This is a genomic window from Oleomonas cavernae, assembly GCF_003590945.1.
Taxonomy (GTDB): Bacteria; Pseudomonadota; Alphaproteobacteria; order Zavarziniales; family Zavarziniaceae; genus Zavarzinia; species Zavarzinia cavernae.
Window position 1 is genome coordinate 1,791,242 of sequence record NZ_QYUK01000011.1, and the last position, 23,378, is coordinate 1,814,619.

22 protein-coding genes are annotated in these 23,378 nt (G+C 65.8%); 5 read left to right on the forward strand and 17 right to left on the reverse strand.

The features are described from left to right. Window positions 1–79 precede the first annotated feature (79 nt). Together D3874_RS12380 and D3874_RS12385 are read left to right on the forward strand one after the other, a co-directional pair. Window positions 80–1,978, forward strand: a complete 1,899-nt coding sequence (locus D3874_RS12380; protein WP_199699035.1) for a potassium transporter Kup — start codon at window positions 80–82, stop codon at window positions 1,976–1,978. 1 nt (window position 1,979) lies between these two features. After that, window positions 1,980–2,756, forward strand: a complete 777-nt coding sequence (locus D3874_RS12385; protein WP_119778360.1) for a TrmH family RNA methyltransferase — start codon at window positions 1,980–1,982, stop codon at window positions 2,754–2,756. Between the two features lie 4 nt (window positions 2,757–2,760). Here the strand turns inward: D3874_RS12385 and D3874_RS12390 are convergent, their stop codons facing one another. Further along, window positions 2,761–3,444: a DUF1275 family protein gene (locus tag D3874_RS12390; protein ID WP_119778361.1), complete on the reverse strand. Its 684-nt coding sequence runs from the start codon at window positions 3,442–3,444 to the stop codon at window positions 2,761–2,763. Window positions 3,445–3,558: 114 nt separating this feature from the next. On the opposite strand from D3874_RS12390, the gene D3874_RS12395 reads away from it, so the two are divergent. Then, window positions 3,559–4,143 (forward strand): DUF2272 domain-containing protein, encoded by a 585-nt coding sequence (locus D3874_RS12395; protein WP_158595964.1) that lies wholly within the window; start codon window positions 3,559–3,561, stop codon window positions 4,141–4,143. Window positions 4,144–4,343: 200 nt separating this feature from the next. On the opposite strand, the gene D3874_RS12400 is transcribed toward D3874_RS12395, so the two are convergent. From D3874_RS12400 to D3874_RS28005, 4 genes are all read right to left on the reverse strand, one after another. Further along, window positions 4,344–4,763: a bleomycin resistance protein gene (locus tag D3874_RS12400; protein WP_119778363.1), complete on the reverse strand. Its 420-nt coding sequence runs from the start codon at window positions 4,761–4,763 to the stop codon at window positions 4,344–4,346. Window positions 4,764–4,859: 96 nt separating this feature from the next. Next, on the reverse strand, window positions 4,860–6,134 hold the full coding sequence (locus tag D3874_RS12405; RefSeq protein WP_147385641.1) for a hypothetical protein: 1,275 nt from the start codon (window positions 6,132–6,134) through the stop codon (window positions 4,860–4,862). A gap of 122 nt (window positions 6,135–6,256) precedes the next feature. Continuing rightward, window positions 6,257–7,207: a hypothetical protein gene (locus D3874_RS12410; protein WP_119778365.1), complete on the reverse strand. Its 951-nt coding sequence runs from the start codon at window positions 7,205–7,207 to the stop codon at window positions 6,257–6,259. A 14-nt stretch (window positions 7,208–7,221) separates the two neighbouring features. Continuing rightward, the gene (locus tag D3874_RS28005; RefSeq protein ID WP_147385642.1) at window positions 7,222–7,758 is read right to left on the reverse strand and encodes a hypothetical protein; all 537 of its coding nucleotides are present in this window, start codon (window positions 7,756–7,758) and stop codon (window positions 7,222–7,224) included. A gap of 26 nt (window positions 7,759–7,784) precedes the next feature. On the opposite strand from D3874_RS28005, the gene D3874_RS12415 reads away from it, so the two are divergent. Beyond that, complete coding sequence (locus D3874_RS12415; RefSeq protein ID WP_119778366.1) at window positions 7,785–8,915, forward strand: DegT/DnrJ/EryC1/StrS family aminotransferase; 1,131 nt, start codon at window positions 7,785–7,787, stop codon at window positions 8,913–8,915. Window positions 8,916–9,006: 91 nt separating this feature from the next. Here D3874_RS12415 and D3874_RS12420 read toward each other — a convergent pair whose 3' ends face one another. The 11 genes from D3874_RS12420 to D3874_RS30290 all read right to left on the reverse strand — a co-directional run bounded on the left by D3874_RS12420 (window position 9,007) and on the right by D3874_RS30290 (window position 17,686). Then, window positions 9,007–9,933: an ABC transporter permease gene (locus D3874_RS12420; RefSeq protein ID WP_119778367.1), complete on the reverse strand. Its 927-nt coding sequence runs from the start codon at window positions 9,931–9,933 to the stop codon at window positions 9,007–9,009. Then, window positions 9,930–11,000: an ABC transporter permease gene (locus tag D3874_RS12425; RefSeq protein WP_119778368.1), complete on the reverse strand. Its 1,071-nt coding sequence runs from the start codon at window positions 10,998–11,000 to the stop codon at window positions 9,930–9,932. Before D3874_RS12425 ends, D3874_RS12420 begins: the two co-directional genes overlap by 4 nt. After that, window positions 10,993–11,460, reverse strand: coding sequence for an ATP-binding cassette domain-containing protein (locus D3874_RS29260; protein WP_199699036.1), 468 nt, complete (start codon window positions 11,458–11,460; stop codon window positions 10,993–10,995). The genes D3874_RS12425 and D3874_RS29260 overlap by 8 nt, the downstream gene beginning before the upstream one ends. After that, a complete protein-coding gene (locus D3874_RS12430) occupies window positions 11,448–12,539 on the reverse strand; it encodes an ATP-binding cassette domain-containing protein (RefSeq protein WP_199699037.1) in 1,092 nt (363 codons plus the stop codon). The genes D3874_RS29260 and D3874_RS12430 overlap by 13 nt, the downstream gene beginning before the upstream one ends. A 9-nt stretch (window positions 12,540–12,548) precedes the next feature. Further along, entirely contained in the window at window positions 12,549–13,673 is a 1,125-nt protein-coding gene (locus tag D3874_RS12435; protein ID WP_199699038.1) for a BMP family ABC transporter substrate-binding protein, read from the reverse strand. 31 nt (window positions 13,674–13,704) lie between these two features. Then, a complete protein-coding gene (locus D3874_RS12440) occupies window positions 13,705–14,748 on the reverse strand; it encodes an isopenicillin N synthase family dioxygenase (RefSeq protein ID WP_119778370.1) in 1,044 nt (347 codons plus the stop codon). A gap of 318 nt (window positions 14,749–15,066) precedes the next feature. Then, complete coding sequence (locus tag D3874_RS12445) at window positions 15,067–15,435, reverse strand: EthD domain-containing protein (protein WP_158595965.1); 369 nt, start codon at window positions 15,433–15,435, stop codon at window positions 15,067–15,069. Window positions 15,436–15,479: 44 nt separating this feature from the next. Continuing rightward, entirely contained in the window at window positions 15,480–15,839 is a 360-nt protein-coding gene (locus D3874_RS12450; protein ID WP_119778372.1) for a response regulator, read from the reverse strand. A gap of 145 nt (window positions 15,840–15,984) precedes the next feature. After that, entirely contained in the window at window positions 15,985–16,746 is a 762-nt protein-coding gene (locus D3874_RS12455) for an ABC transporter permease (protein WP_119778373.1), read from the reverse strand. Beyond that, window positions 16,743–17,531 (reverse strand): ABC transporter ATP-binding protein, encoded by a 789-nt coding sequence (locus D3874_RS12460; protein ID WP_233560200.1) that lies wholly within the window; start codon window positions 17,529–17,531, stop codon window positions 16,743–16,745. Before D3874_RS12460 ends, D3874_RS12455 begins: the two co-directional genes overlap by 4 nt. Then, window positions 17,528–17,686 carry a hypothetical protein gene (locus tag D3874_RS30290; RefSeq protein ID WP_233560319.1) on the reverse strand — a complete coding sequence of 53 codons (159 nt, stop codon included), beginning with the start codon at window positions 17,684–17,686 and terminating at the stop codon, window positions 17,528–17,530. Before D3874_RS30290 ends, D3874_RS12460 begins: the two co-directional genes overlap by 4 nt. Before the next feature lie 108 nt (window positions 17,687–17,794). On the opposite strand from D3874_RS30290, the gene D3874_RS12465 reads away from it, so the two are divergent. Further along, on the forward strand, window positions 17,795–18,553 hold the full coding sequence (locus D3874_RS12465) for a sulfotransferase-like domain-containing protein (RefSeq protein ID WP_199699039.1): 759 nt from the start codon (window positions 17,795–17,797) through the stop codon (window positions 18,551–18,553). 21 nt (window positions 18,554–18,574) lie between these two features. On the opposite strand, the gene D3874_RS12470 is transcribed toward D3874_RS12465, so the two are convergent. Then, window positions 18,575–23,284 carry a beta strand repeat-containing protein gene (locus D3874_RS12470; RefSeq protein WP_119778375.1) on the reverse strand — a complete coding sequence of 1,570 codons (4,710 nt, stop codon included), beginning with the start codon at window positions 23,282–23,284 and terminating at the stop codon, window positions 18,575–18,577. Window positions 23,285–23,378 lie beyond the last annotated feature (94 nt).

Here is a 23,378-nt window from a genome sequence, read left to right on the forward strand (position 1 = left end):
TGGCCCCTCATGATCCACCTCCAGACCTCATCCAGATGATGCGGAGCACGCGATGAGCAACGCCGCGACGGATAAGCCCATGGCACACGGCAGCACGGGCGAAGGCGGCGAGGCCAAGCGTGTCCGCCTGTGGTCGCTGGCACTGGGCAGCGTCGGCGTGGTCTATGGCGACATCGGCACCAGCCCGCTCTACGCCTTCCGCGAGGCGCTGCATCACACCGCCTCGCTGGAGCCGGTGACCCAGGCCATGGTGCTGGGCGTGCTGTCGCTGATCCTGTGGTCGCTGATCCTGATGGTGACCCTGAAATACGTGATCCTGGTGCTGCGCGCCGACAACAACGGCGAGGGCGGCGTGCTGTCGCTGATGTCGCTGGCCCGGCGGGCCCTGGCCGGGCGCACCGGCTTCGTCTTCGTGCTGGGCGTCATCGGGGCGTCGCTGTTCTATGGTGATGCCGTCATCACGCCCGCCATCTCGGTGCTGTCGGCGATCGAGGGCGTGAAGCTGATCACCCCCGCCTTCGACAGCTACATCCTGCCCATGACCGTCGGCATCATCATCTGCCTGTTCGTCGTGCAAAGCCGGGGCACCGCCAGCGTCGCGACCCTGTTCGGCCCGATCATGGCCGTGTGGTTCCTGGCCATGGCCGCGGCCGGCCTGATCCATATCGCCGACCAGCCGGAAATCCTGCTCGCCTTCAACCCCTACTATGCCGTCGATTTCCTGCTGGAACACCGCACCGTGGGCGTCATCGCCCTGGGCTCGGTGCTGCTGGCGGTGACCGGGGCCGAGGCGCTTTACGCCGACCTCGGCCATTTCGGCCGCAAGCCCATCCGCCTGGCCTGGACGGCCCTGGTGTTCCCGGCGCTGACCCTGAACTACCTGGGCCAGGGCGCCCTGGTGCTGAGCAACCCGGAAGCGCTGGAAAACCCGTTCTTCCTGCTGGTGCCCGAATGGGCACTGCTGCCCATGGTGCTGCTGGCCACCGCGGCGACGGTCATCGCCTCCCAGGCCGTGATCACCGGTGCCTTTTCGTTGTCGCGCCAGGCTATCCAGCTCGGCATCCTGCCGCGCATGGAAATCCGCCATACCTCGGACGAGCATGCCGGCCAGATCTTCCTGCCGCGGGTGAACCGGCTGCTGATGATCGCCGTCATCCTGCTGGTGCTGACCTTCCAGTCGTCCAGCAACCTCGCCTCGGCCTATGGCATCGCCGTCACCGGCACCATGGTCGTCACCGCCGCGCTGATGTTCGTGATCATGCGCAAGCGCTGGGGCTGGCCGCTGATCGCCGTGCTGGCGGTCATGATCCCGTTGCTGATCATCGACCTGACCTTCTTGGGCGCCAACCTGCTGAAAGTGGCCGAGGGCGGCTGGATGCCCCTGGTGCTGGGCGCCAGCCTGGCCCTGATCATGTTCACCTGGGTGCGCGGCACCCACATCCTGTCCGAGAAGGCCAAGCGCGACAGCCTGCCCCTGCTCGACGTCGTGGCCATGCTGGACAAGAGCCACCCGCACCAGGTGCCCGGCACCGCCATGTTCCTGACCTCGACGCCCAATGTCGCGCCGGTCGCCCTGATGCACAATCTCAAGCACAACAAGGTGCTGCACGAGCAGAACGTGATCGTGACCATCCAGGTGGCCCAGGACCCCCATGTCGACCCCGACGATCGGGTCAGCGTGCATTCGCTGTCCCAGCGGATGATGATGATGCAGGTATCCTACGGTTACATGGAGAGCCCGAACCTGCCCAAGGCCCTGGCCGCGGCACGCAAGCTGGGCCTCAAATACGACATCATGAACACCTCGTTCTTCTTAGGGCGGCGGTCGCTGCGGGCAGGCATGGCGGCCAAGGGCGGCATGCCCCTGTGGCAGGACCGGCTCTATATCTCGCTGGCCCGCAACGCCTCCGACGCGACCGAGTTCTTCCAGATCCCGTCCGAGCGGGTGATCGAGCTCGGCGCCCAGATGACGATTTGAGATGGCCGGCCACGTCATCAATATCGACAGCGAGAACAACGACCGCTTCCGCGCCTGGGAGCGCCTGCTCGACGGTCGCGGCATCAAGAAGCAGGGCGCCTTCCTGCTGGCCGGGCGCAAGACCGTGCCCGAGGCCTTGAGCGCCGCGCCCGACCGCTTCACCGCGGTGCTGGCCCCCGATACGCCGGCGCTGCAGGCGATCGAACCGCTCCTGCCCGCTCATGTAACCCGCCACATCCTGGCCCGGCCGCTGTTCGAACGGCTCGACGTCTCGGGCACCCACCTGCCCCTGCTGGTGGGCAGCGTGCCGGACATGCCGGTGGTCGACCTGGCCGCCCCGCCCCAGGGCCTTGAACTGGTCTGCGCCCTGGGCGATCCCGGCAACCTGGGCGCGGTGATGCGCAGTGCCGCGGCCTTTGGCGCAGCCCGGCTGGTCCTTCTGCCCGATGCCGCCCATCCCTATCACCCGCGCGCCCTGCGCGCCGGCGCCAACGCGGTCCTGACGCTCGCCGTTGCCCGGGCCCGGAACTGGGCGGCGGTGGCCGGTGCCGGCGGCCCGATCGTGTCGCTGGACGGCAGCGGCGAGGACATCGGCCGCTTCCCCTGGCCGCGCGACCTGCGCCTGGTCCTGGGCGAGGAAGGCCAGGGCCTGCCGGTCAGCCTTGCCCTCACCCGCCTGGGCATCCCGACCACGGGCGCGGTCGAATCCCTCAACGCCACCGTCGCCGCGGCGATCGCGCTCCAGCACTATTTCGCCGCCCACGGCCCACGACCTTGAACGGTCAGTGTCGCTTGCCGTCGAGGCGGGCGGCCGGCAGCCCCGCGGCGACGAGGATCACCAGGGGCGGCAGGACAAGCCCCCAGCTGCCCCCCGCCGTGAAAGCCCCGGCAGCGGCAAGGCAACCCCCGGCATAAGCGACCAGACTGCCCAGCGAGCGGTACAAGCGCGCCCGCGAGGCTGCGTCCGCCTCGGGTGACCAGCCGCGCAGCAGGTCGGTCAGATCGATCATGACCTGCGTCGTCGTGACCGTGACCGCGGTCGTCATCGGGGTACCGGCCAGGTGAACCCGGTGGGCTGCCGTCTGGACCGCCATGGCCGCGACCAGCGAAACGCCGGTCAGCAGGGCCGGCCAGGCGTCGGCCGTGGCAAAGGTTCCGGACCACAGGGCCACTCCGGCCGCGATTGCCAGCAGCAGGGTTTCCACCATCAGCATCGAGCGCAGCACGGGCATCCGCCGGGCCGCGAGCCGATCGCCCAGCAGCCGTGCGCCAACCACCGCCAGGCAAAAGACCGGCACGGCAATCAACTTGGAATCCGGGACCGCAGTCCCCTGTGCCAGGGCCGCGCCAAAGGTGATGAAGTTGCCGGTAACGTGAGCCGCCAACAGCCCGTGCAAGGCCAGGAACCCCGATGTGTCGACATAGCCGCCGGTAAAGGTGAGCAGCATGGAAAGCTTCTGATCCATCAAATCCCCCCGTCATCGGCAGCCACGCCGATCATGCGCCCGGATGGCGCCCTTCGGCAGTGTTTTGCCGCCCGCGCGCCTTGTGATTGAATGATCCCAGGGAGAGGCAGGCTGATGGGATCCTTCGCCGACAAGCTGGTCGCCAAGACCAATGCCGAATTCGCCAAGTACCGCGGGGTGCTGGAGAATGCCTCGCCGCTGAAGCAGCGGATCGGGGAATACTGGGCCTTCCTGAACCTGGCCGAGCGCGACGGCAGTTCGGACTTCGCCTGGTCGGCGGCCTTCGTCTCCTACATGGTGCATCTGGCGGGGGCGGGCGCGGCTTTCCCTTACAGTTCGCTGCACGCTTTCTACATCTACCGCACGATCAACGACTATCTGGCCAAGAAACAGGACGCCAGCTTCTGCGGCCTCCGGCTTATCAAGGGCCAGGTCATCCCCGGCGACATCCTGGGCATGAACCGGCCCGACCTGTCGCCGATGGACTATGACGCGGCGGCCAAGAGCGCCAACTACTTCAGCCACAGCGACATCGTCGTGGCGGTCGACAGTGACGGCATCCACACGATCGGCGGCAACGTCGGCCGCAAGCCCGGCGAGATCGGCAAGAAGGTCTTCAAATGGGACGGCGCCAAGCTCTACAACACCCGCGGCGCGTCCCAGCAGGTCTTCGTGGTGATCCGCAACTCCCTGCCCTGATCATGCGGGCGTTTTCCTGCCATCCTCTCCACCCAACCTCGTCAAAGTTGTGCCTGGCAGAGACGCCGTGCGTCCTTCGACAGGCTCAGGATGAGGAGAATCTTTGTGGCAAACAGACTTTCCTCATGGTGAGCCTGTCGAACCACGCAATCTGTTCGGCCGTCGCACCTAACGAAACAGTCTCTTGAAGGCACGGGGTGCTAGAGCGGGCGTTCACCCAGATATTCGGCCAGTCGGATGAGATAGCCGTCGGGATCTTGAACAAGAAACTGACGCTGCCCGACCTCGACGGTGCCGGCGCGATACCAGGCTTCGGCGCAAGGACGGAACAATGGCCATCCGGCGCCGGTCAGGCGCTGGATGATCGGGCCTACCGCGCCGACCTCGATCTGGAAATTGATGCCCCTGCCCAAGGGGGCTTCGAGTATGCCGGTCAGCCACTGCCCACTACGGGGATCACGCTGTTCGAGCATGATTTGCGCGCCGTCGAGGTCCAGATAGGCGAACCCCTCGTCGGGGCGATCATAGGCGACCTGAAATCCGAGCAACGACGTCCAGAAATGAAGGCTCTTTGTTATATCGGCAACGACCAGTTCCGGGACGAGCTTGTTCCACTGCATTACGTTTCAAACCTTGTGTGTTTAGCGCAGTCGCCGACCATACGACTGCCCAAAATCTGTCACACCGAGATTTGATCATAGCCGGCAATCCGCTGATCACTCCGCGGCCCGGAACTGATCGACGCAGTCCATGGTGCCGGCGGCATCGGTCAATGGGCAGGAGTAGATCTTTTTGTCGGCATAGATATGGATCTCGTCTGCCCTACCGTCCTGATCGTTGTCGACCAGCGACAGCCACCCTTTCCCGTCACGGTGGATCACGAGGCCACCCTGTCGCGTGAGTATGAACAAGTCTCGCCGGCCATCCGAATGGACCGCCATGGCGCCGGCCACGTCGTCGGGACGAGTGGTTGCCTGAATCCTCGGGCAGCCGGCGGCGACCGACGACGCAAGTTCACCACCATCCGCGTCGAGAAGCCGCTGGCGGCTTTCAACCGGACCGCATGTTTGCTCAAGCAAACCAAGGACCGGCCCGCCAAGCACGCTCAAGGGCCATAGCAACCGGTCCCGCGCAATCGCCTCTGCGATGACCGGCGTATTGCTGGTCAGGGGCCCCAACATTGTCGCCAGGCTGTTGAGTTTCACAACCTCAGGCCAGTACGGACTTTGCAAATAGAGCTGCGCCAGCACGCGCGAAACCATCGGCGGTGCACCGGCAGCAGCCAGGCTGTCAAACACCCGGGAGGCCCGCCCGCTGCCTATCGCCGCGACAACATCGTTGGGCAGCCGTTCCAGGATCTCTCTGCCATCCCCCTTGGCACGAGCGACCGTTGCCCGGATCTGATCGGCCATTTCGCCGTCCGTCATGCCGGGACCGAAATAGTCGCTGCAACGAGGCCCGTGCCACCCGCCGACCATCTCACACTGCTTGGAAAGTTCCGAGGTGCCATCCGAGCTTGCCTTGCCCAATTCCGGTGCGATGACGAAACCAGCCGCCGTCAACCGCCACTGCATCAGGGTAAGTGTCGTGCCGGGATGTCCCCGGAAGGCGTTACGATCCATGCTTGAGTCGATGGTGGTGGCCACCCATCCATGGGCTGTTTTAACGATGGCTTCTCGTTCACCTCTATTCCACGGCGTCGATGCAAAGAGGTGTGGTGTTTCCCCAAGACGGAACACTTCGACGCGGCCGCAGCAGTTGCCCCCTTCAAAATGACCGAAGGCAACGAATCGGTCGTCAGTTCCAGACAATCGAATATTGTCCGCCAGCAGTTCCCAGTAGGCGACTGATGCCTGCGGATCGCCGCGAATGATCGCGGCCACGCTCCCGTCCGGTCGCGAGAAACGCAAATTTAAGGGGATGCTCGGATCGATCTCGTCTAGTTGGCTCCAGGCGGACGAACGATCATCATCCAGATAGGCGTCGATCATATACTCCCCTGCCTGCCATTGACGGATAGCCCGGTCGGTTTGTGCGTCAGCAACGCCGCCGACGAGGGTCACGAGCCACAGGCACAGTTGACCCAAGAGGAGCTGCCGTAACATAGGCACCCTCACTCCGCCGCCGGGAACTGGTCGATGCAGCCCATGGCGGCGGCGACGTCGGTCAGGGGGCACGAGGCGCGGCGGTCGCCTGACACGAGATCGACCGTCTCGGCCTTGCCGTCCTTGTCTTCATCGGTGAAGCCCGCGACCTCGATCGTGTCGTCGTCGAGCGGCACGACCAGGCCGCCTTGCGCGGTGATCGCGACGATGCCCCGGCCGCCGTCCTGACCGGTCGCGACCACGGCGGCAGGCCAAGCTTCGCCAGTCGCGGCCTCGTTGAATAGGAGAGAGTTAGGCACCTCGACACGCGGACAGCCGATCATTGTCAGTTCGCCAAGACCACCGCCGAAGGCATCGAGCAAGCGCACATGGCCGTCGCTGTTGCAGGCCAAGTCGACAAAGCCCAAAGTTGGCCCGCCGTAGCGGCCCAACGGGAGCAGCGGCCGGTCGCCCGCAATAGCGGCACCGACAGCGTGGCCATCACTAGCCAGCGGCGTCAACATTGCCTCGACTCCGTTAAGGGCCAGAATCTCCGGCCAATAGCGGCGCGCCGCAACGGTCTGGACCAAGCGACGGGCCACGGCCGGTGGTGCCTTGGCCTTTGCCAAAGCGTCGAACACCAGGGCTGCACGGCCTTCGGCAATGCCCGCGATCGCATCGGCAAATGGGTAGCGAAAGATGGCGTCGGGATCGGCGCTGGCTTGGACCGAGACCTCCCGCGTGATGGAGGCGATCAGGGCCTCGTCCGTCCGCGGTTGGAAGACATACTCGCCACAGGATGGATTGCCGTACTCGTCCCGGCCGGTCGAGCGGCACTGAGCGAATAGGGCGGGCAAGCCGTCAGCACCGACCTTTTGAAGCTCGGGCGCGGTCGCGAAGCCGGATGGGGTCAGGCGCCAATAAACCAGGGGATGGGGCGCGGTGTCGAAATCTCCATGGATACCAAAGGCATAGCTCATATCATAGGATGGCACTATCCAGCCCGATGAGGTTTCGACAATCGTTGCGATTTCCCCTCCCTGCGGCGGACTGGCCGCGAGCCTGGTGGGCGTCGCCCCAAACGAAACGTCTCTATGGTGAGACAGCAGTGAATGCCGCCGGAAGAGCGGACGAAAGCCGCGATCGGCTCCGTCATGCCAGGCAACCGTATTTCATCGGTGATGAAAGCCCAGTTGTCGAAGCGGCTTTCACCCGGAAACTCGGCCGCGACCTTACCGTCCGGGCGGGTGAAGCGCAGCGCAGCTTGCTCCTGCCCGTCCGGCAGGGAACCGCGATTGATGTCAACCGTGAAGCCCGAAACCGACCATGGGGCCTTCCAGGCTTGGGCAAATGACACCGGTGCCCAAGCGGCCAAAAGGATTGCCAAGACCAGCGGACGAAGGGGGAATGTATGGATCATGGTGAAGGCCATCCTGGCGCGACTCTTTGGCCAATCAAAGGCAGCCATGCGCGGGTGGCGCTTGCAGCGGCGGGCCTGATCGGCCAAACCCTTCACCTTGAGCTTCGGCACCCCCCTCGACTCCAAAGGCCGCGATCATGACCACCGCCCCGATCCCGTTCATCGACCTGAAGACCCAGCGCGCGCGCATGGGCAGCGCCGTCGACGAGGCGATCCTGAAGGTGGTCAACCACGGCGCCTATATCATGGGGCCGGAAGTCACCGAACTGGAACGCCAGCTCTCGGCCTTCTGCGGCGCCAGGCATACCCTTACCTGCGCCAACGGCACCGATGCCCTGGCCCTGGTGCTGATGGCCAAGGGGGTGAAGCCCGGCGATGCCGTCTTCGTGCCGGCCTTCACCTTCGTCGCCACGGCCGAAGTGGTGGCCTGGGTCGGCGCCACGGCGGTCTTCGTCGACGTACTGGAAGACAGTTTCAACATGGACCCGGCGCACCTGGCCAGGTCGATCGCCTGGGCCCGCGAGGCCGGCCTCAACCCGGTGGGCGTGATCCCGGTCGACCTGTTCGGCCAGCCGGCCGACTATACTGCCATCATGCCCGTGGCCGAGGTGAACGGCCTGTGGCTGATGTCGGACGCGGCGCAGAGCTTTGGCGCCAAATTGCACAACCGGTCGGTCGGCACCTATGGCCTGGCGACCTCGACCAGCTTCTTCCCGGCCAAGCCGCTGGGCTGCTACGGCGACGGCGGCGCGGTGTTCACCGATGACGACGAGTTGATCGAGATCCTGCGCTCGCTGCGCATCCATGGGCAAGGGCGCGACAAGTACGAGAATGTCCGCATCGGCATCAACGGCCGGCTGGATACGATCCAGGCCGCGGTGCTGCTCGAGAAGCTGAAGATATTCCCCGACGAGATCGAGGCGCGCGACCGCGTCGCCCAGCGCTACAACGAAGCGCTGGCCGACGTTGCCGTGGTGCCCCGCGTGAGCGCCGGGGCGACCAGCGTCTGGGCCCAATACACGCTGCTGCTGGAAGACCGCAACAAGGTCGCCGCCGCCTGCCAGAAGGCCGGCGTGCCCACGGCCATCTACTACCCGATCCCGCTGTCCCACCAGGAAGGCTACAAGCACTTCCCGTCTGGCCCCGGCGGCGTGCCGATGTCGGAGAAACTGGCAGGCAAGGTGCTGAGCCTGCCGATGCACCCCTATCTGGGGACGGACGTGCAGGACCGCATCATCGACGTGGTGCGGGCGGCGATCGCAAGTTAGGCCGTCATCCCGGCGCAGGCCGGGATCCATTCGGGGGCAGCGCGCGATGTCGCAATGGATTCCGGCCTTCGCCGGAATGACGGCTAAGGATTCAGCGCCGGTCCTGCCGCAGGTAGGGTTTGCCCAGGTTTTCCGGCTCGGCCCCGCGGCCGACCTTAAACAGGGCAGGCAGGGCCAGGACCAGAATGGTCAGGGCATAGGGCAACATCATCATCAGGTAGCTGGGCACATCGGCGCCGGTCGCCAGCAGGCGCGGCAGCAGGGCATCGGCGCCGCCGAAGACCAGGGCGCCCAAAATGGCGCGTGAGGGATTCCAGCGCGCGAAGATGACCAGGCCGATGGCGATCCAGCCCCGCCCGGCCACCATGTTCTCGACCCAGACCTGGCTCGCCACCACCGACAGATAGGCCCCGGCCAGGCCGCAGGCGGCGCCCGAGGCCAGGACCGCGCCCAGTTGCATCATCTGGACGTCGACGCCGGCGACGTCGGCGGCCGCCGGATCCTCGCCCACCGCGCGCAGGCGCAGGCCGAAACGGGTGCGCATCAGGAGCCACCAGGCCGCCAGCGCCAGGCCGACGGCGAAATAGGCGAGCGGATCCTGGTTGAACAGGATGGGGCCGACGACAGGCAGGTCGCTCAGGCCCGGGACGGTGATCTTGTCGAGGCCCGGCACCGTCTCGTGGACATAGTCGCGCCCGATCAGGCCCGACAGGCCCGCCCCCATGGCGACCGTGGCGAGGCCGGCCAGGATCTGGTCGGCGCGCAGCACCACGACCGCCAGGCCGAACAGCAGGGACAGGCCCATGCCGGCGCCGACGCCGGCGATGATGCCGGCCCAGGGATGGCCCGAGCGCAAGGTCACCATCACGGCCATCATGGCGCCCACCGCCATCAGGCCCTCGGCACCCAGGTTCAGCACCCCTGCCCGCTCGCTGACGATCAGGCCGACGCAGGCGATCATGATGGGAATGGCGAAGGTCGGCGTGCTGGCCAGCCAGCTCACGAGAAATTCGGTCATGCCGCGACGCTCCGCCGGGCGAGCGCCACCTTGTAGGTGGCGAAGAACTGGGCGGCGAGCAGGCTCATCAAGATGATGCCCTCGATCAGCACCACCACCGCATCCGACAGGGAATAGAACACCTTGAGCGAGGAGCCGGCGGTGAACATGCCGGCGACGCAGAAGGCCGCGACCACCACGCCCAGGGGGTGGGTGCGCGCCAGGAAGCCGATGACGATGCCGCTGAAGGTATAGTTGCCGCCCAGGAACTGGGTCAGGCGGTATTCGGTGGCCGCCACGGCCAGTCCGCCCGCCAGGCCCGACAGGGCACCCGACAGCAGCACCAGCATGGTAATCGTCATGGTCACCGGCAGGCCGGTCGCCTTGGCCGTGGTCGCGTTCAGGCCCACCGCCCTGGCATAGATGCCCAGCCGGCTGCGATCGATCAGCAACCAAAGGAGGAGGGCAACGGCCAGGGCGATGACGATGCTCAGCCCGACATTGCCCCAGCCGAATTTGGCCAGTTGCTCGGCCGGCTGCATCTGGGGCGAGACCGGAAAGCCGGTGGCCGGGTCCTTCCAGGCGCCGAACAGCAGGTGCTGCACGAACAGGAAGGCGATGTTGGTCAAGAGCAGGGTCAGCACCGTCTCGGAAATGCTGTAACGCACCTTGAGCCACAGGGGCAGGCCGATCCAGGCTGCGCCGGCCAGGCAGGCGGCCAGCAGCATGAGCACGGGGCGCAGCACCGGCGGGCCGATGTCGTAGATGCCGATGGCGGCGGCGGCGATGGCACCCCACCACAATTGCCCCTCGATGCCGATGTTCCAGAAGCGTACCCGCGTGGCAAAGGCCGACGACAGGCCGACCAGGATCAACGGCGCGGCACCGGTCACGGTCTGGGCCAGGCCGTCGGACGAGAGGAACACCTGGACGAACAATTCATCGACCAGGGCATCGCCCGGCACCCCGGCAAACCACAGCAGCAGGGCGGACAGGCCGATGCCGACGGCCAGGCCGCCGGCGAATGTCGCCAGCCTGGTGGCGAGCGGCACATCCTGGCGCCGGACCAGGGAGATCCGTTCAAACATGGCCCATCATCAATTTGCCGATCCGCTCCGGCGTCGCCTCGCCCACAGGCATTTCCCCGGCGATCCGCCCGGCGCACATCACCGCGACCCGGGTGGAGAGCGACAGCACCTCCTCCAGATCCTCGCTGATCAGCAGGCAGGCGGCACCGGCCTCGACACAGGCCTTGATCGCCTGGTGCACGAACAGGCAGGCCTTCACGTCCAGGCCGCGGGTGGGCGAATGGGCGACCAGCACGGTCAGGTCCGGGTCGATCTCGCGCGCCAGGATCAGCTTCTGGGCATTGCCGCCCGAGAGCAGGCGGCTGGTCCGGTTGGGCGCCGCCCCGGCGATGCTGTAGGCCGCGATCGCCGCCTCGGCCCGCTTGCGCAGCGCCGCCCGGTCGATCAGGAAGCCCCGGTTCAGGCCGCTCTGGCGCAGCATGGTGAGGCCCAGGTTTTCCGCCACCGTCAGGTCGCCCACCAGGCCACTGGCGAAGCGGTCGGAGGGATGATGCGCAGGCCCCGCGCCCGCCGCTGCGCCACGGAGAGGTGGGTAATATCGTCGGTCCCGATCAGGGCCTCGCCGGCAGTGACGCGGTCGAGGCCGATCAGGCCGTCGGCCAGTTGCTGCTGGCCGTTGCCGCCCACGCCGGCGATGCCGAGAATTTCGCCCGCCCGCAGGGTGAGGCTCACACCCTCGATCCCAAGGGTACCGTCACGGCGCGGCACGGTGAGGTTACGCAGGGTCAGGCGGTCGGCACCGGGCGCCGCGGTCACCGGGGTGACCCGGGCGACGCGGTCGCCGACCATCTGGCGCGCAAGTTCGCCGGCATCCAGGCCCACGGTCTGCGCATCGGCCAGGACGGTCCTGCCCTGGCGCATCACCGTGACCCGGTCGCTGTGGTCCAGTACCTCGCGCAGCTTGTGGGTGATCAGCACCACGGCACAGCCCGCCTGGGCCAGCCGGCGCACGAAGACCAGCAGCGACCTGGCCTCGTCATCGGTCAGCACGGCGGTGGGCTCGTCGAGGATGACGATCCGGGCGCCCAGGATCAGCACCTTGAGAATTTCCACGCGCTGGCGTTCTGCCACCGACAGGTCGTCGATCCGGGCATTGGCACGCACGGTGAGGCCCACCTCGCGGCCCTTGGCCTCCACCGCCTTGGCGGCGCTGCGCAGGTTGGTGACGCCGGGCACCAGATTGCCGGCGGCGAGCAGGATGTTCTCGGCGACGGAGAAGCAATTCACCAGGCGGAAATGCTGGTGCACCATGCCGATGCCGGCCCTGGCCGCATCGGCCGGACCGCGGATGGCGATCTCCTGCTCGTCGACCGCCACTTCCCCTGCGTCGGCGGCATAGACGCCGGTGGCGACATTCATGATCGTCGACTTGCCGGCGCCGTTCTCGCCCAGCAGGGCATGGACCTCGCCCCAGCGCACGGTGAAGGCGGCCTCGTCCAGCACCTTGCGCTCGCCGAAACTCTTGGTGATGCGTGTCAGCGACAGGGCGGGACGCAGGCGGTGGGGCCGCTCGGCCCCACCGGACAGGGCAGGCTGCATCGCCGCCCGTTACTTCGCGGCCGCCGGCATGGTGCCGATGGCGCCCTCGACGAAGTAGTCCATGGCCCACAGCGCCTCGTCGGTCATCTTCTCGCCCGCGGGCACGGCCACGCTGCCGTCCTGCTTGGTCACCGGGCCGTCGAACGGGGTCAAGGTGCCGGCCTCGATCGCCTTGCGCGCCGCCTCGATCTTGGCCAGGGCTTCCGGCGGGAGCTTGGCGCTGAAGGCCGTCAGGTCGACGGTCTTGGTGGCGAGGCCGACGAAGGCGCCGTATTCCTCGGGCTTCCAGGTGCCGGCGATGATGTTCTTGAGCGTAGGGGCCAGGTAGTTTTCCCACTTGAAGACGACCGAGGTCAGGATGCCGTTGGGGGCATAGGCGGCCATGTCGATCTGGTAGCCCACGGCATACTTGCCGCGCTTCTCGGCCGCGTTGAGGGCGGAAGCCGCGCTGAGGTCGGTGGCGATGACATCGGCGCCCTGGTCCAGCATGGCCTCGGCGACCTGGCCTTCCTTCACCGGGTCCCACCAGGAATTGGTATAGATGCCGATCATCTGGGCATCGGCCTTCATGGCGCGGGCGCCGCGCAGGAAGGCGTTCAGGTCCCAGTTGACGACGCCGACGGGGAAGCCGCCCAGCATGCCGACCTTGCCGCCGGTCACCGCCCCCGCCGCCATGCCGGCCAGGTACCAGGCCTCGTAGGTGCGGGCGTAGAAACTCTCCAGGTTGGCGCCGTTGGTGGTGCCCGAGGCATTGAGGAAAGCCACTTCCGGATAGGCCTTGGCCGCCTCCGCGATCGGATCGCTGTAACCGTAGGAGGTGCCGACGATGATGTTGAAGCCGCGCTTCACATAAAGATCCACCGCCGAGCGGAACGCCGTTGCCTCCTCCGGGATGCTTTCCGACGTGGCGATGGTGAGCCCCAGGTCCGCCTCGACCTTCTTGCGCGCGGCGTCCATGGCCTCGTTCCAGCCGCCGTCCTTGATGGTCGAGGCATAGATGAAGGCGATCTTGGGCTTGCCCTTCAGTTCGAAGGCCTTGGCCGCGGGCATGCCGGCAACCAGGGCGGCAAGCCCGACGCCGGTGGCCAGGACGCCCCGGCGGGTGGGATTGAGGTAACGACCAAAGGCACTCATATGCATCCCCTGCTGGTGGCGGCGTTGCGGGTCAGGCCGGTTCGGCCGGTTTCTTGCGGTAGGCGAAGGTCTCGTCGAAGCGCGACAGGATGTATTGCCCGGCGGTGGTCGGCGGGTATTTGGCCGGGTTGCCGGGGCCGGCGCAGGTCGGGAAGACCTCGACCGGCGTGGTAAAATTCGGCCCGAAGAAGAACGGGATCGAATAGCGCTCGCGGCCCGAGCGGTTGATCGCGCGGTGCACCGTCGACTTGAAGATGTCGTTGGTCCAGCGGGCCATCATGTCGCCGACGTTGACGATGAAGGTGTCGGGGATCGGCGGGGCGTGAACCCACTGCCCGGCGCTGTTCAGCAGTTGCAGGGCGGGCACGTCTTCCTGCGACAGGATGGTGAAGCATTCATAGTCGGAATGGGCACCGATGCCGATCTGGCGGTCGTCCACCGGGCCATCCTGGCTTGGATAATGCAGCACGCGCAGTTGGGCCGTGGGCTTGGTGATGTGCGGCTCGAAATAGTATTCGCCCAGGTCCAGGGCGATGGCGAAGGCGCGGAAGATCTTGCGGCCGAACTGGTAGATTTCCGCGTAGTAGGCATTCATCGCCGCGCGGAAACCAGGCGGGCCATCGGGCCACACATTGGGGCCGTAGAGCGATTGGCCGGCCAGCACGTCCGCGTCGTCGGCCGGTACTTCCAGCGCCATGTCGAAGGCCTCGTGCAGGTCGCCCCGGGCCGTGGGATCGGTGTTCTCCTCCAGCAGGGGGACATAGCCGCGGTGGTTGGTCGACTGGCCGATGTGGATCGCCTGCTTGGTCGCCAGCGGCAGGGCGAAGAAATTGCGCGCCGCCCGATAGGTCTCGGCCACCGTCGCGGGGCTCACGCCACTGTTCCTGGCATAGAAGAAGCCGACCTTGATGCAGGCCTCGCGCACGGCCAGGCCGACAGCCTCACGCGCGGCGTCACCGCCGCCGGCCATCGGGGCGAAATCGATGATGGGGATTTCCGTGAAGGGAACCGTCTGGGCAGAAAGCCCCGTGGAGGCCATCGCCCGCGCACCGTTCCCCGTCTGGATCAAGGCCATGATCAGGCACCCTCAATGCATCTGCCGCCGCCGGCATTCCACCGGCCGCGAGCCTGTTCGAGCAAGGACTATGCCAAGGGCGCGGAAGCGCTTGCCGCGTGACCATGCCCCCAGGGTCCGCCAACAGCCTGATCAAAAATTGACCAACCGGTCAAGTTTCCTGCGCAGGATTTGGTCAGTTTAAGCCCTCTCCTCCGCGGGAGGAGAGGGTTGGGTGAGGAGGTCGTCGAGGCAAAACACCGGCATCTCGAGACGGCCCGACCCACCTCCCCCAGCCCCTCGCCTGCCAAGCGGGCGGAGGGGAGTGCCCGGGCGCCATCAGTCGAAAATGACCTGTTCCTCGGTCATGAAGACGCGGGAATGGGCGAAATCGATGAATTTTGATTCGTCGTCGACCAGGCGGCCCATGGCGGCGCGGCCCTCTGCCGTGGCCATGGCGGCATGGAGATCGGCGACATCCTCCCACCAGACCTCGGTGATGCCGTCATAGGGCTCGGCCAGGCCGCGGGATTGCTGGAGGACACCGTTCAGGCCGGGTTCGACCGTGTGGCTCTGGACATATTTGGCCGCGTTGATCTGCGCCGCGACGCTGCGCACCAGCGGCCCGTGCTGTTCCAGCCAGTACTTGCGAAACTCTTCGGCGGGAAGATCCGTGCGCTTGCGGATGCAGTAGACCAGTTTGATCACGTCGGCCCCCATTTTTTGGTGCCGACGAGGATAGGCGCCTGGCCTCAGGCGGCAAGCGCCTCGCGCACGGTGCTGACGAGTTCTTCCGAGGCAACCGGCTTGCCCAGGATGTAGTTGGTCAAGGAACGCAGGCTGTCAATCGCCTGGGAGGCGTTGGCGCTGACCACCACGACGGGCACGCCCAGGATTTCCACCAGGTGGCGGGTGGCGGTGACGCCGTCGAGTTCGCCCTTCAGGCGGATATCCATCAGGGCAAGGTCCGGGCGCTCCTCGGCCGCGACACGCATCGCCGAGAGGGCGTCGTCAACCGGGCCGATCACCTCGTAGCCCGCTTCGGTCAGGACGGTGTCGAGAAAGAAGGCGATGAATGCCTCGTCCTCGACCACCAGGATTCGCTGCCCCATTATTTTTGGTCCACCAGTTGTTGCGCGAGACGGTTTTCCGCGCACTCGTGATGAACCAAATGTCCGCACCGTCGATGTGGTTCCCTGGTGTGGCGCGATAGACCCATGTGTTGCACGCAAGCCTCACCCTTGCCGAGGCGGGCGGTCAGTTCTTCAGGCGGTAGCCGGTCTTGAAGATCCAACCGATGATGATCAGGTCGGCCGCGAGGAAGACCAGGGTCATGCCTAAACTGATGGCGACATCGACATCGGCGGCGCCAAAGAAGCTCCAGCGGAAGCCGCTGATCAGGTAGACCACGGGGTTGAACAGGCTGACCGTGCGCCAGAAATCCGGCAGCATGTCGATCGAATAGAAGCTGCCGCCCAGGAAGGTCAGCGGCGTGATGATCAGCATGGGAATGAACTGCAACTGCTCGAAACCGTTGGCCCAGATGCCGATGATGAAGCCGAACAGGCTGAAGCTGAGCGCCGTCAGCAGCAGGAACAACACCAGCCACAGCGGATGCTCGATATGCAGGGGCACGAACAGGCTGGCGGTGGCCAGGATGATGGTCCCTAAGATGATCGACTTGCTGGCCGCCGCCCCGACATAGGCGAGCACGACTTCCGTCGCGGAAACCGGGGCCGACAGCACCTCGTAGATGGTGCCGGTGAACTTGGGGAAGTAGATCCCGAAGGAGGCGTTGGACACGCTCTCCGTCATCAGCGACAGCATGATCAGGCCGGGCACGATGAAGGCGCCGTAGGGCACGCCGTTCACCTCGGTGATGCGCGAGCCGATGGCCGAGCCGAAGACCACGAAATAGAGCGAGGTGGAGATCACCGGCGAGAAGATGCTCTGCATCAGGGTGCGCCAGGTGCGCGCCATCTCGAACAGATAGATCGCGCGGACAGCGTGGAGGTTCATCGCTGTTCCCTCACCAGGTTGACGAAGATTTCTTCCAGCGAGCTCTGGCTGGTCTGCAGGTCCTTGAAGCGGATGCCGGCCTCGCCGATGGCGGCCAGCAGGGCGGTGATGCCCGTGCGCTCGCCCTGGGTGTCGTAGGTGTAGACCAGCTCCGCGCCGGTGCCGGCCAGGTCGAGCTTGAAGCCGGCCAGGCTTTCAGGGATCCGCGCCAGCGGGCTTTGCAGTTGCAGGGTCAACTGCTTGCGCCCCAGCTTGCGCATCAGCTCGGCCTTGTCCTCGACCAGGATGATCTCGCCCTTGTTGATCACCCCGATGCGGTCGGCCATTTCCTCGGCCTCGTCGATGTAGTGGGTGGTCAGGATCACGGTGACGCCGGTCTCGCGCAGGGCGCGGACCATGTTCCACATGTCGCGGCGCAGCTCGACATCGACGCCGGCGGTGGGCTCGTCCAGAAACAGGATGCGCGGTTCGTGGGACAGGGCCTTGGCGATCATCACCCGGCGCTTCATGCCCCCCGACAGGGTCATGATCTTGCTGTCCTTCTTGTCCCACAGCGAGAGGTCGCGCAGCACCTTCTCGATAAAGGCCGGGTTGGCCGGCTTGCCGAACAGGCCGCGGCTGAAGCTGACCGTGGCCCAGACCGATTCAAAGGAATCGGTGGTCAGTTCCTGGGGCACCAGGCCGATCTTGGCGCGGGCGGCCCGATAGTCGGCGACGATGTCGTGACCGTCGGCCACCACATGGCCGGTGCTGGCCTTGACCAGGCCGCAGATGATGCTGATCAGCGTGGTCTTGCCGGCGCCGTTGGGCCCAGCAGGGCAAAGATCTCGCCCGGCTTGATCGCGAGGTCGACCTGCTTCAGCGCCTGGAAGCCCGAGGCATAGGTCTTCGACACCTTCGAGACCGAGAGAATTGGGGCGACGGACAGGATGGGCTGCATGGCGCGGACGATACCTGATGCCCAAGGGCGTTGGGTTGAATTATGTGGAGACACGGCCGAATCCGGCGATACTCCGCCGTCACCAACCTCACTGCCCAGCGACCCGAATTGACCCAGACACGCTCGCCGCAACAGCCGCTTCGCCTCGCCATGTGGTCCGGCCCGCGCAATATATCAACCGCGATGATGCGGGCCTTCGAGAACCGGCCCGACGCCGTGGTGGTCGACGAGCCGCTCTATGGTTTCTATCTCAAGCAAACCGGTCTCGACCACCCCGGCCGGGATGCGATTATCGCAGCCATGGAATGCGACTGGCGCAAGGTCGTCGACACCCTCACGCAGGGGCCGGTCGGCAGCGGCCGGACGATCCACTACCAGAAGCACATGACCCATCACCTGCTGCCGCAGATGGGGCGGGACTGGCTTGCCCAGGTCACCAACTGCTTCCTGATCCGCGACCCGGCCGAGGTGATCGCCTCGTACCTCGAGAAGCGCGCGACCGTCACCCTGGCCGATATCGGCGTGGCCGAGCAGGCGGAAATCTTCGACCGCGCCGCCGACCGCCTGGGCCATGCCCCGCCGGTGATCGACGGCCGCGACGTCCAGGCCGATCCGCGCGCCATGCTGGCTGCCCTGTGCCGGGCCGTGGATATCCCCTTCGACGAGGCCATGCTGGCCTGGCCGCCCGGCCGGCGCGCCAGCGACGGCGTCTGGGCCCCGCACTGGTATGCCGCGGTCGAAGCCTCCACCGGCTTCACCCCGCCCGCGCCACCCAAGGCCCCGCCGCCGGGGCACGAGGCCCTGATCGAGCGGGCCGCGCCGTTCTACCGGCGGCTCTATGCGCACCGGCTGGCGGCGGGCAGTTGAGGGCTACGCACCCAGCGCCGGCTAGGCAACAAGCAGGGAACTGAACGGGGATTCTTCCGGCACGACGAAGGCAAAATCCGTGGCTTCAATGCCGGCGGCGTTGCTGAAGGTGACGATCCCTGAGACATCGCCATCGCCCGAGGTCACGCGCCATTGCGTGGCGTTCAACTGGACGAGGCTCGCGCCACTTTCCAGCGTGCCGAAGCCGATGAACCTGAGCGTGTCGCCATCGGCCGCCCCCTTGCCATCGAAATCAACCACCGTGTCGCTGTCACCCAAACCCGCGCTGACCATGAAAATGTCGTTGCCAGCGCCCCCGGTCAGGACGTCGTCGCCGCCGCCGCCGGAGAGGATGCTGTCTTCAGCCCCGCCGACGATCGCGTCGTCGCCGATACCGCCATAGACCTCCAGATACTCGATGCTGCTCACCGTTGTCCCGTCGGTCGTATCGAAGGCGAAGCCGGCAGTGTCGATCCGGCGATCGAACACGGCGGTGTCGATGCCGGTCCCCCCACTCACCCGGTCGCCTGCACCGTTGCCGGCGTTGAGATAATCGTCACCCGCCCCGCCCCGCAGCAGGTCGTCGCCGCCATTACCGAAAAACTGATCGGCCCCTGCACCGCCCGTCATGGTGTCGGCGCCGTGCCCACCCTGGACGATCACCGTTTCGATCCCGGTGAAGGGTACGTCGGCATTGGCGTTGAAGGTGAAACCAACCGTCCGGTCCCACCATTCCAACACCACGGTATCACTCCCGGCGCCGCCATCCGCCCAATCATGAGCACCGTCGCCCAGGTTGAGCATGTCGTCGCCGGCGCCGCCGATCAGGACGTCGTCTCCCATGCCGCCGTAGAAGGTGTCGGCTTCGGCACCGCCGACAATCGTATCGTTGCCCCGGCCACCATGGACTTCCAGATTCTCGATGCTGCTGACTGTCACCCCATCGGTGGCATCCAGCGTGAAGCCGGCGATGTCGTTCGACCGGTCGAAGACGGCGGTATCGTCACCACTGCCGCCGCTTACCCGGTCGCCCGCGCCCGAGCCGACATCGAGGTAGTCGTCGCCGGCGCCGCCTCTCAGCAAGTCTTTGCCGCCGTTACCATAGAACCGGTCGGCCTCGCCCCCGCCGGTCATCGAGTCGTTGCCGAGACCACCTTCGACGATCAAGGTCTCGATGCCGGTAAAGGGCGCATCGTTGTTGACGTTGAAAGTAAATCCGACCGCACGGTTCGACCAATCGAACCCCGCGGTATCATTACCCGCACCGCCATCCGCCCAGTCGTTGGCACCGTCGCCGACATCCAAAATGTCGTCGCCATCGCCGCCCGTCAGGACATCGTCGCCCGAGCCGCCGGAGAAGATGTCATCCTCGGCCCCGCCCGTGATCGTATCGTCGCCAGAGCCGCCATAGACCGAAAGGGCCTCAATGCCGATGACGGTCACCCCATCAGTGGCATCCAGGGTAAAGCCTGAGGTGAGATTCCAGCGGAAAAAGACAGCGGTGTCGAAACCCTCGCCGCCGTCCACACGATCACCCACCTCACCCCCGGTGCTGAGATAGTCGTCACCGGCGCCACCTTTAAGCACGTCGTTGCCCGTGTCACCGTAGAGACGATCATTTCCGGCCCCGCCAGCAAGGGTATCGTCGCCGCTGCCACCGAAGAAGGAATCAATTTCGTCGCCGCCCGTGAGATTGTCGTTGCCCGAGCCGCTGTAGACCATGAGTTCTTCGATGCCTACCACCGTCACTCCATCGGTGGCATCGAAGTTAATCCCTGATGTCTCGTTCGAGCGGAACAAGACGGCGGTATCGAAACCGTCACCACCGTCCACCCGGTCAGCCGAACCGTACCCGGCAGAGAGATAGTCGTCTCCGGCGCCACCTTGCAGAGTGTCGTTGCCGGCCCCGCCGTCGAGACTATCGCTGCCCGCGCCGCCGATGAGAAGATCGTCACCACCGTAGCCGCTGAAACGGTCGGCCCAATCACCCCCGGTGATCGTGTCAGTTCCCACGCCGCCGTAGACAATAAGGGACTCGACGCCGACCACCGTCACCCCATCGGCGGCATCCAGGGTGAATCCTGCGGCCTGGCTCCCGCCGTAGAAGACGGCGGTATCGAAACCGTCACCGCCGTCCACCCGATCATCCAGACCATCTCCGACGCTCAGATAGTCATTTCCGCCGCCGCCCTTCAGCAGATCGCTGCCGCCGCTACCATAAAAGGTGTCGTCTCCCGCGCCGCCGATGATCGTATCGTCGCCCAAGCCGCCATAGACTGTAATTTCCTCGATGCCGACGGCCGTCACCCCATCAGTTGCATCCAGGGTGAAGCCTGTTGTCCGGGTCCAGCGGTCGAAGAGGGCAGTATCGAAACCATCGCCGCCATCGAGCCGCTCATTGAGGCCATCCCCGGCATCGAGATCGTCGTCACCCGCGCCGCCTTTCAGCGTATCGTCGCCATCCCCACCGCCGAGAGTATCGTTCCCCGCGCCACCTGTCAGCGTGTCGTTGCCGCCGTATCCAATTAGCGTGTCCGCCCCATCGCCGCCCGTGATCCGGTCGTTTCCATAACCGGCATAGACGGTCAGAGCCTCGATGCCGATATTGGTCACGCCGTCATTGATGGCGAGCGTGAAGCTGGTACGCATGTCCCACCGCTCGAAAACGGCGGTATCGAAACCGTCGCCACCATCCACCCGGTCGTGCGCGCCGGCCCCAGCATTGAGATCGTCGTCGCCTGCACCCCCGATCAGCGTGTCGTCGCCGTCGCGCCCGTAAAGGCTGTCATTCCCGGCAGTGCCCACGACCCTGTCGCTGCCTGCGCCGCCATACACCGTCAAGGACTCGATGCTGACGGCGGTCACCCCATCCGTGGCATCCAGCCAGAAGCCGACACTCTCGGATTGCCGATCAAAGATGGCCCTGTCGTGACCGGCCCCGCCATTGACCCGGTCCCCCAGGCCGGTCCCGGCATTGAGCCAGTCGTCCCCGGCGCCACCCTTCAGCAGATCGTTGCCGGAGTCGCCGGCAAGGCTATCGTTGCCGGCACCGCCGATGAGGATGTCATCGCCGCCACTGCCAACGAAATAATCGGACTCGGCACCACCCACGATCGTGTCGTTGCCGGTGCCTGCATAGACCGAGAGATGCTCGATACTGACGACTGTCACGCCGTCGGTAGCATCGAGCGTGAAGCCCGCCGTGTCGGACATCCGATAAAAGGTTGCGTCATCGTCGCCATCGCCCCCGTTTACACGGTCGGCCTCGCCACTGTCGGCATTGAGATTGTCGTCGCCGTCGCCCCCTTTCAGCAGGTCGTTGCCGGCCCCGCCGCTGAGACTGTCGTTCCCCCCACCGCCGACAAGGCTGTCGTTTCCACCGCCGCCGGAGAAGGAGTCATTCCCGTCCCCGCCGGTGATCTTGTCGTTGCCGGCGCCGCCATAGACCGTCAGGGCCTCGACGCCAACGACCGAGGTTCCATCGGTGGCATCCAGTGTGAAGCCGGCGCTCTCATTCGAGCGTTCGAAGATGGCGGTATCGTTACCATCGCCGCCGTCCACCCGGTCGCCCAGGCCAGACCCGGCGTTGATCCTGTCGTCGCCGGTACCGCCTTTCAGCGTGTCGTTACCATCTCCGCCGTAGAGGCTGTCGTTGCCCGCGCCGGCAGTAAGAACATCGTCGCCGCCGTTGCCGCGGAAATAATCATCCTCGTCGCCGCCCTTGATGCTGTCATCGCCTGAACTGCCATAGACGCTGAGGGACTCGATACTGACGATGGTTACCCCGGCCGTGGCATCCAGGGTAAAACCGACACTGGTAAAGGATCGGTCGAATGAAGCTGTATCGTACCCCTCGCCGCCGTCCACGCGATCACCCAGCCCCGCCCCGGCGTTGAGCGTGTCGTTCCCCGCGCCACCCTTCAACTGGTCGTTGCCGTCGCCGCCGTTGAGCGTGTCGCCGCCCGCGCCGCCTGAGAGGATGTCGTTGCCGCCGTTGCCGTTGAAATAGTCGTTCCCGTCGCCGCCGGTGATCCTGTCACCACCGGCGCCGCCGTAGACCGTGAGCGCCTCGATACCGACGACCGTTACCCCATCGGTGGCATCCAGCGTGAAGCCGGCGGTGTCGAACACGCGGCTGAAGACGGCGGTATCGAAGCCATCGCCACCGTCCACCCGGTCGCCCAAGCCGCTCCCGGCGTTGAGCGCGTCGCTGCCCGCGCCACCCTCCAGCGTGTCGTCGCCGCTATCGCCATAGAGTTCGTCGTTGCCGCCGCCGCCGGCGAGATGATTGTTGCCAGCGCCGCCGGAGAAGTAGTCCGCCTCGTCGCCGCCGATGATCGTATCGTTGCCCGAACCGCCATAGACCCGAAGGTACTCGATGCCGACCACCGTTACGCCATCGGTGGCATCGAGCGTGAAGCCGGCGCTGGCGCCAGAGCGATCGAAAGCTGCCCGGTCATACCCGTCACCGCCATCCACCCGGTCGGCCACCCCGGAACCGGCACTAAGGAAGTCGTCGCCCGTGCCACCTTTCAGCGTGTCGTTGCCGTTGCCACCATCGATGAAGTCATCGCCGCCGCCGCCTTCGATAGCGTCGTTGCCGCCATAGCCATAGATGGAATCCCCACCAGTGTCGGTGCCGGGCGAGCCCGCGGCATAGCCGTAAAGCGAATCGCTGCTTTCGCTCCCGGAAATGTAGTCAGAGCCATCAGTGCCGTATTTGATTGCCATGATATCCCGCCTTCAGCCGCCGACCTGAACCCGCCGCTTAACCGACATCCAGACATCGCACACCCGCTGAAATAAAGTCAACCGCAGGTCGATC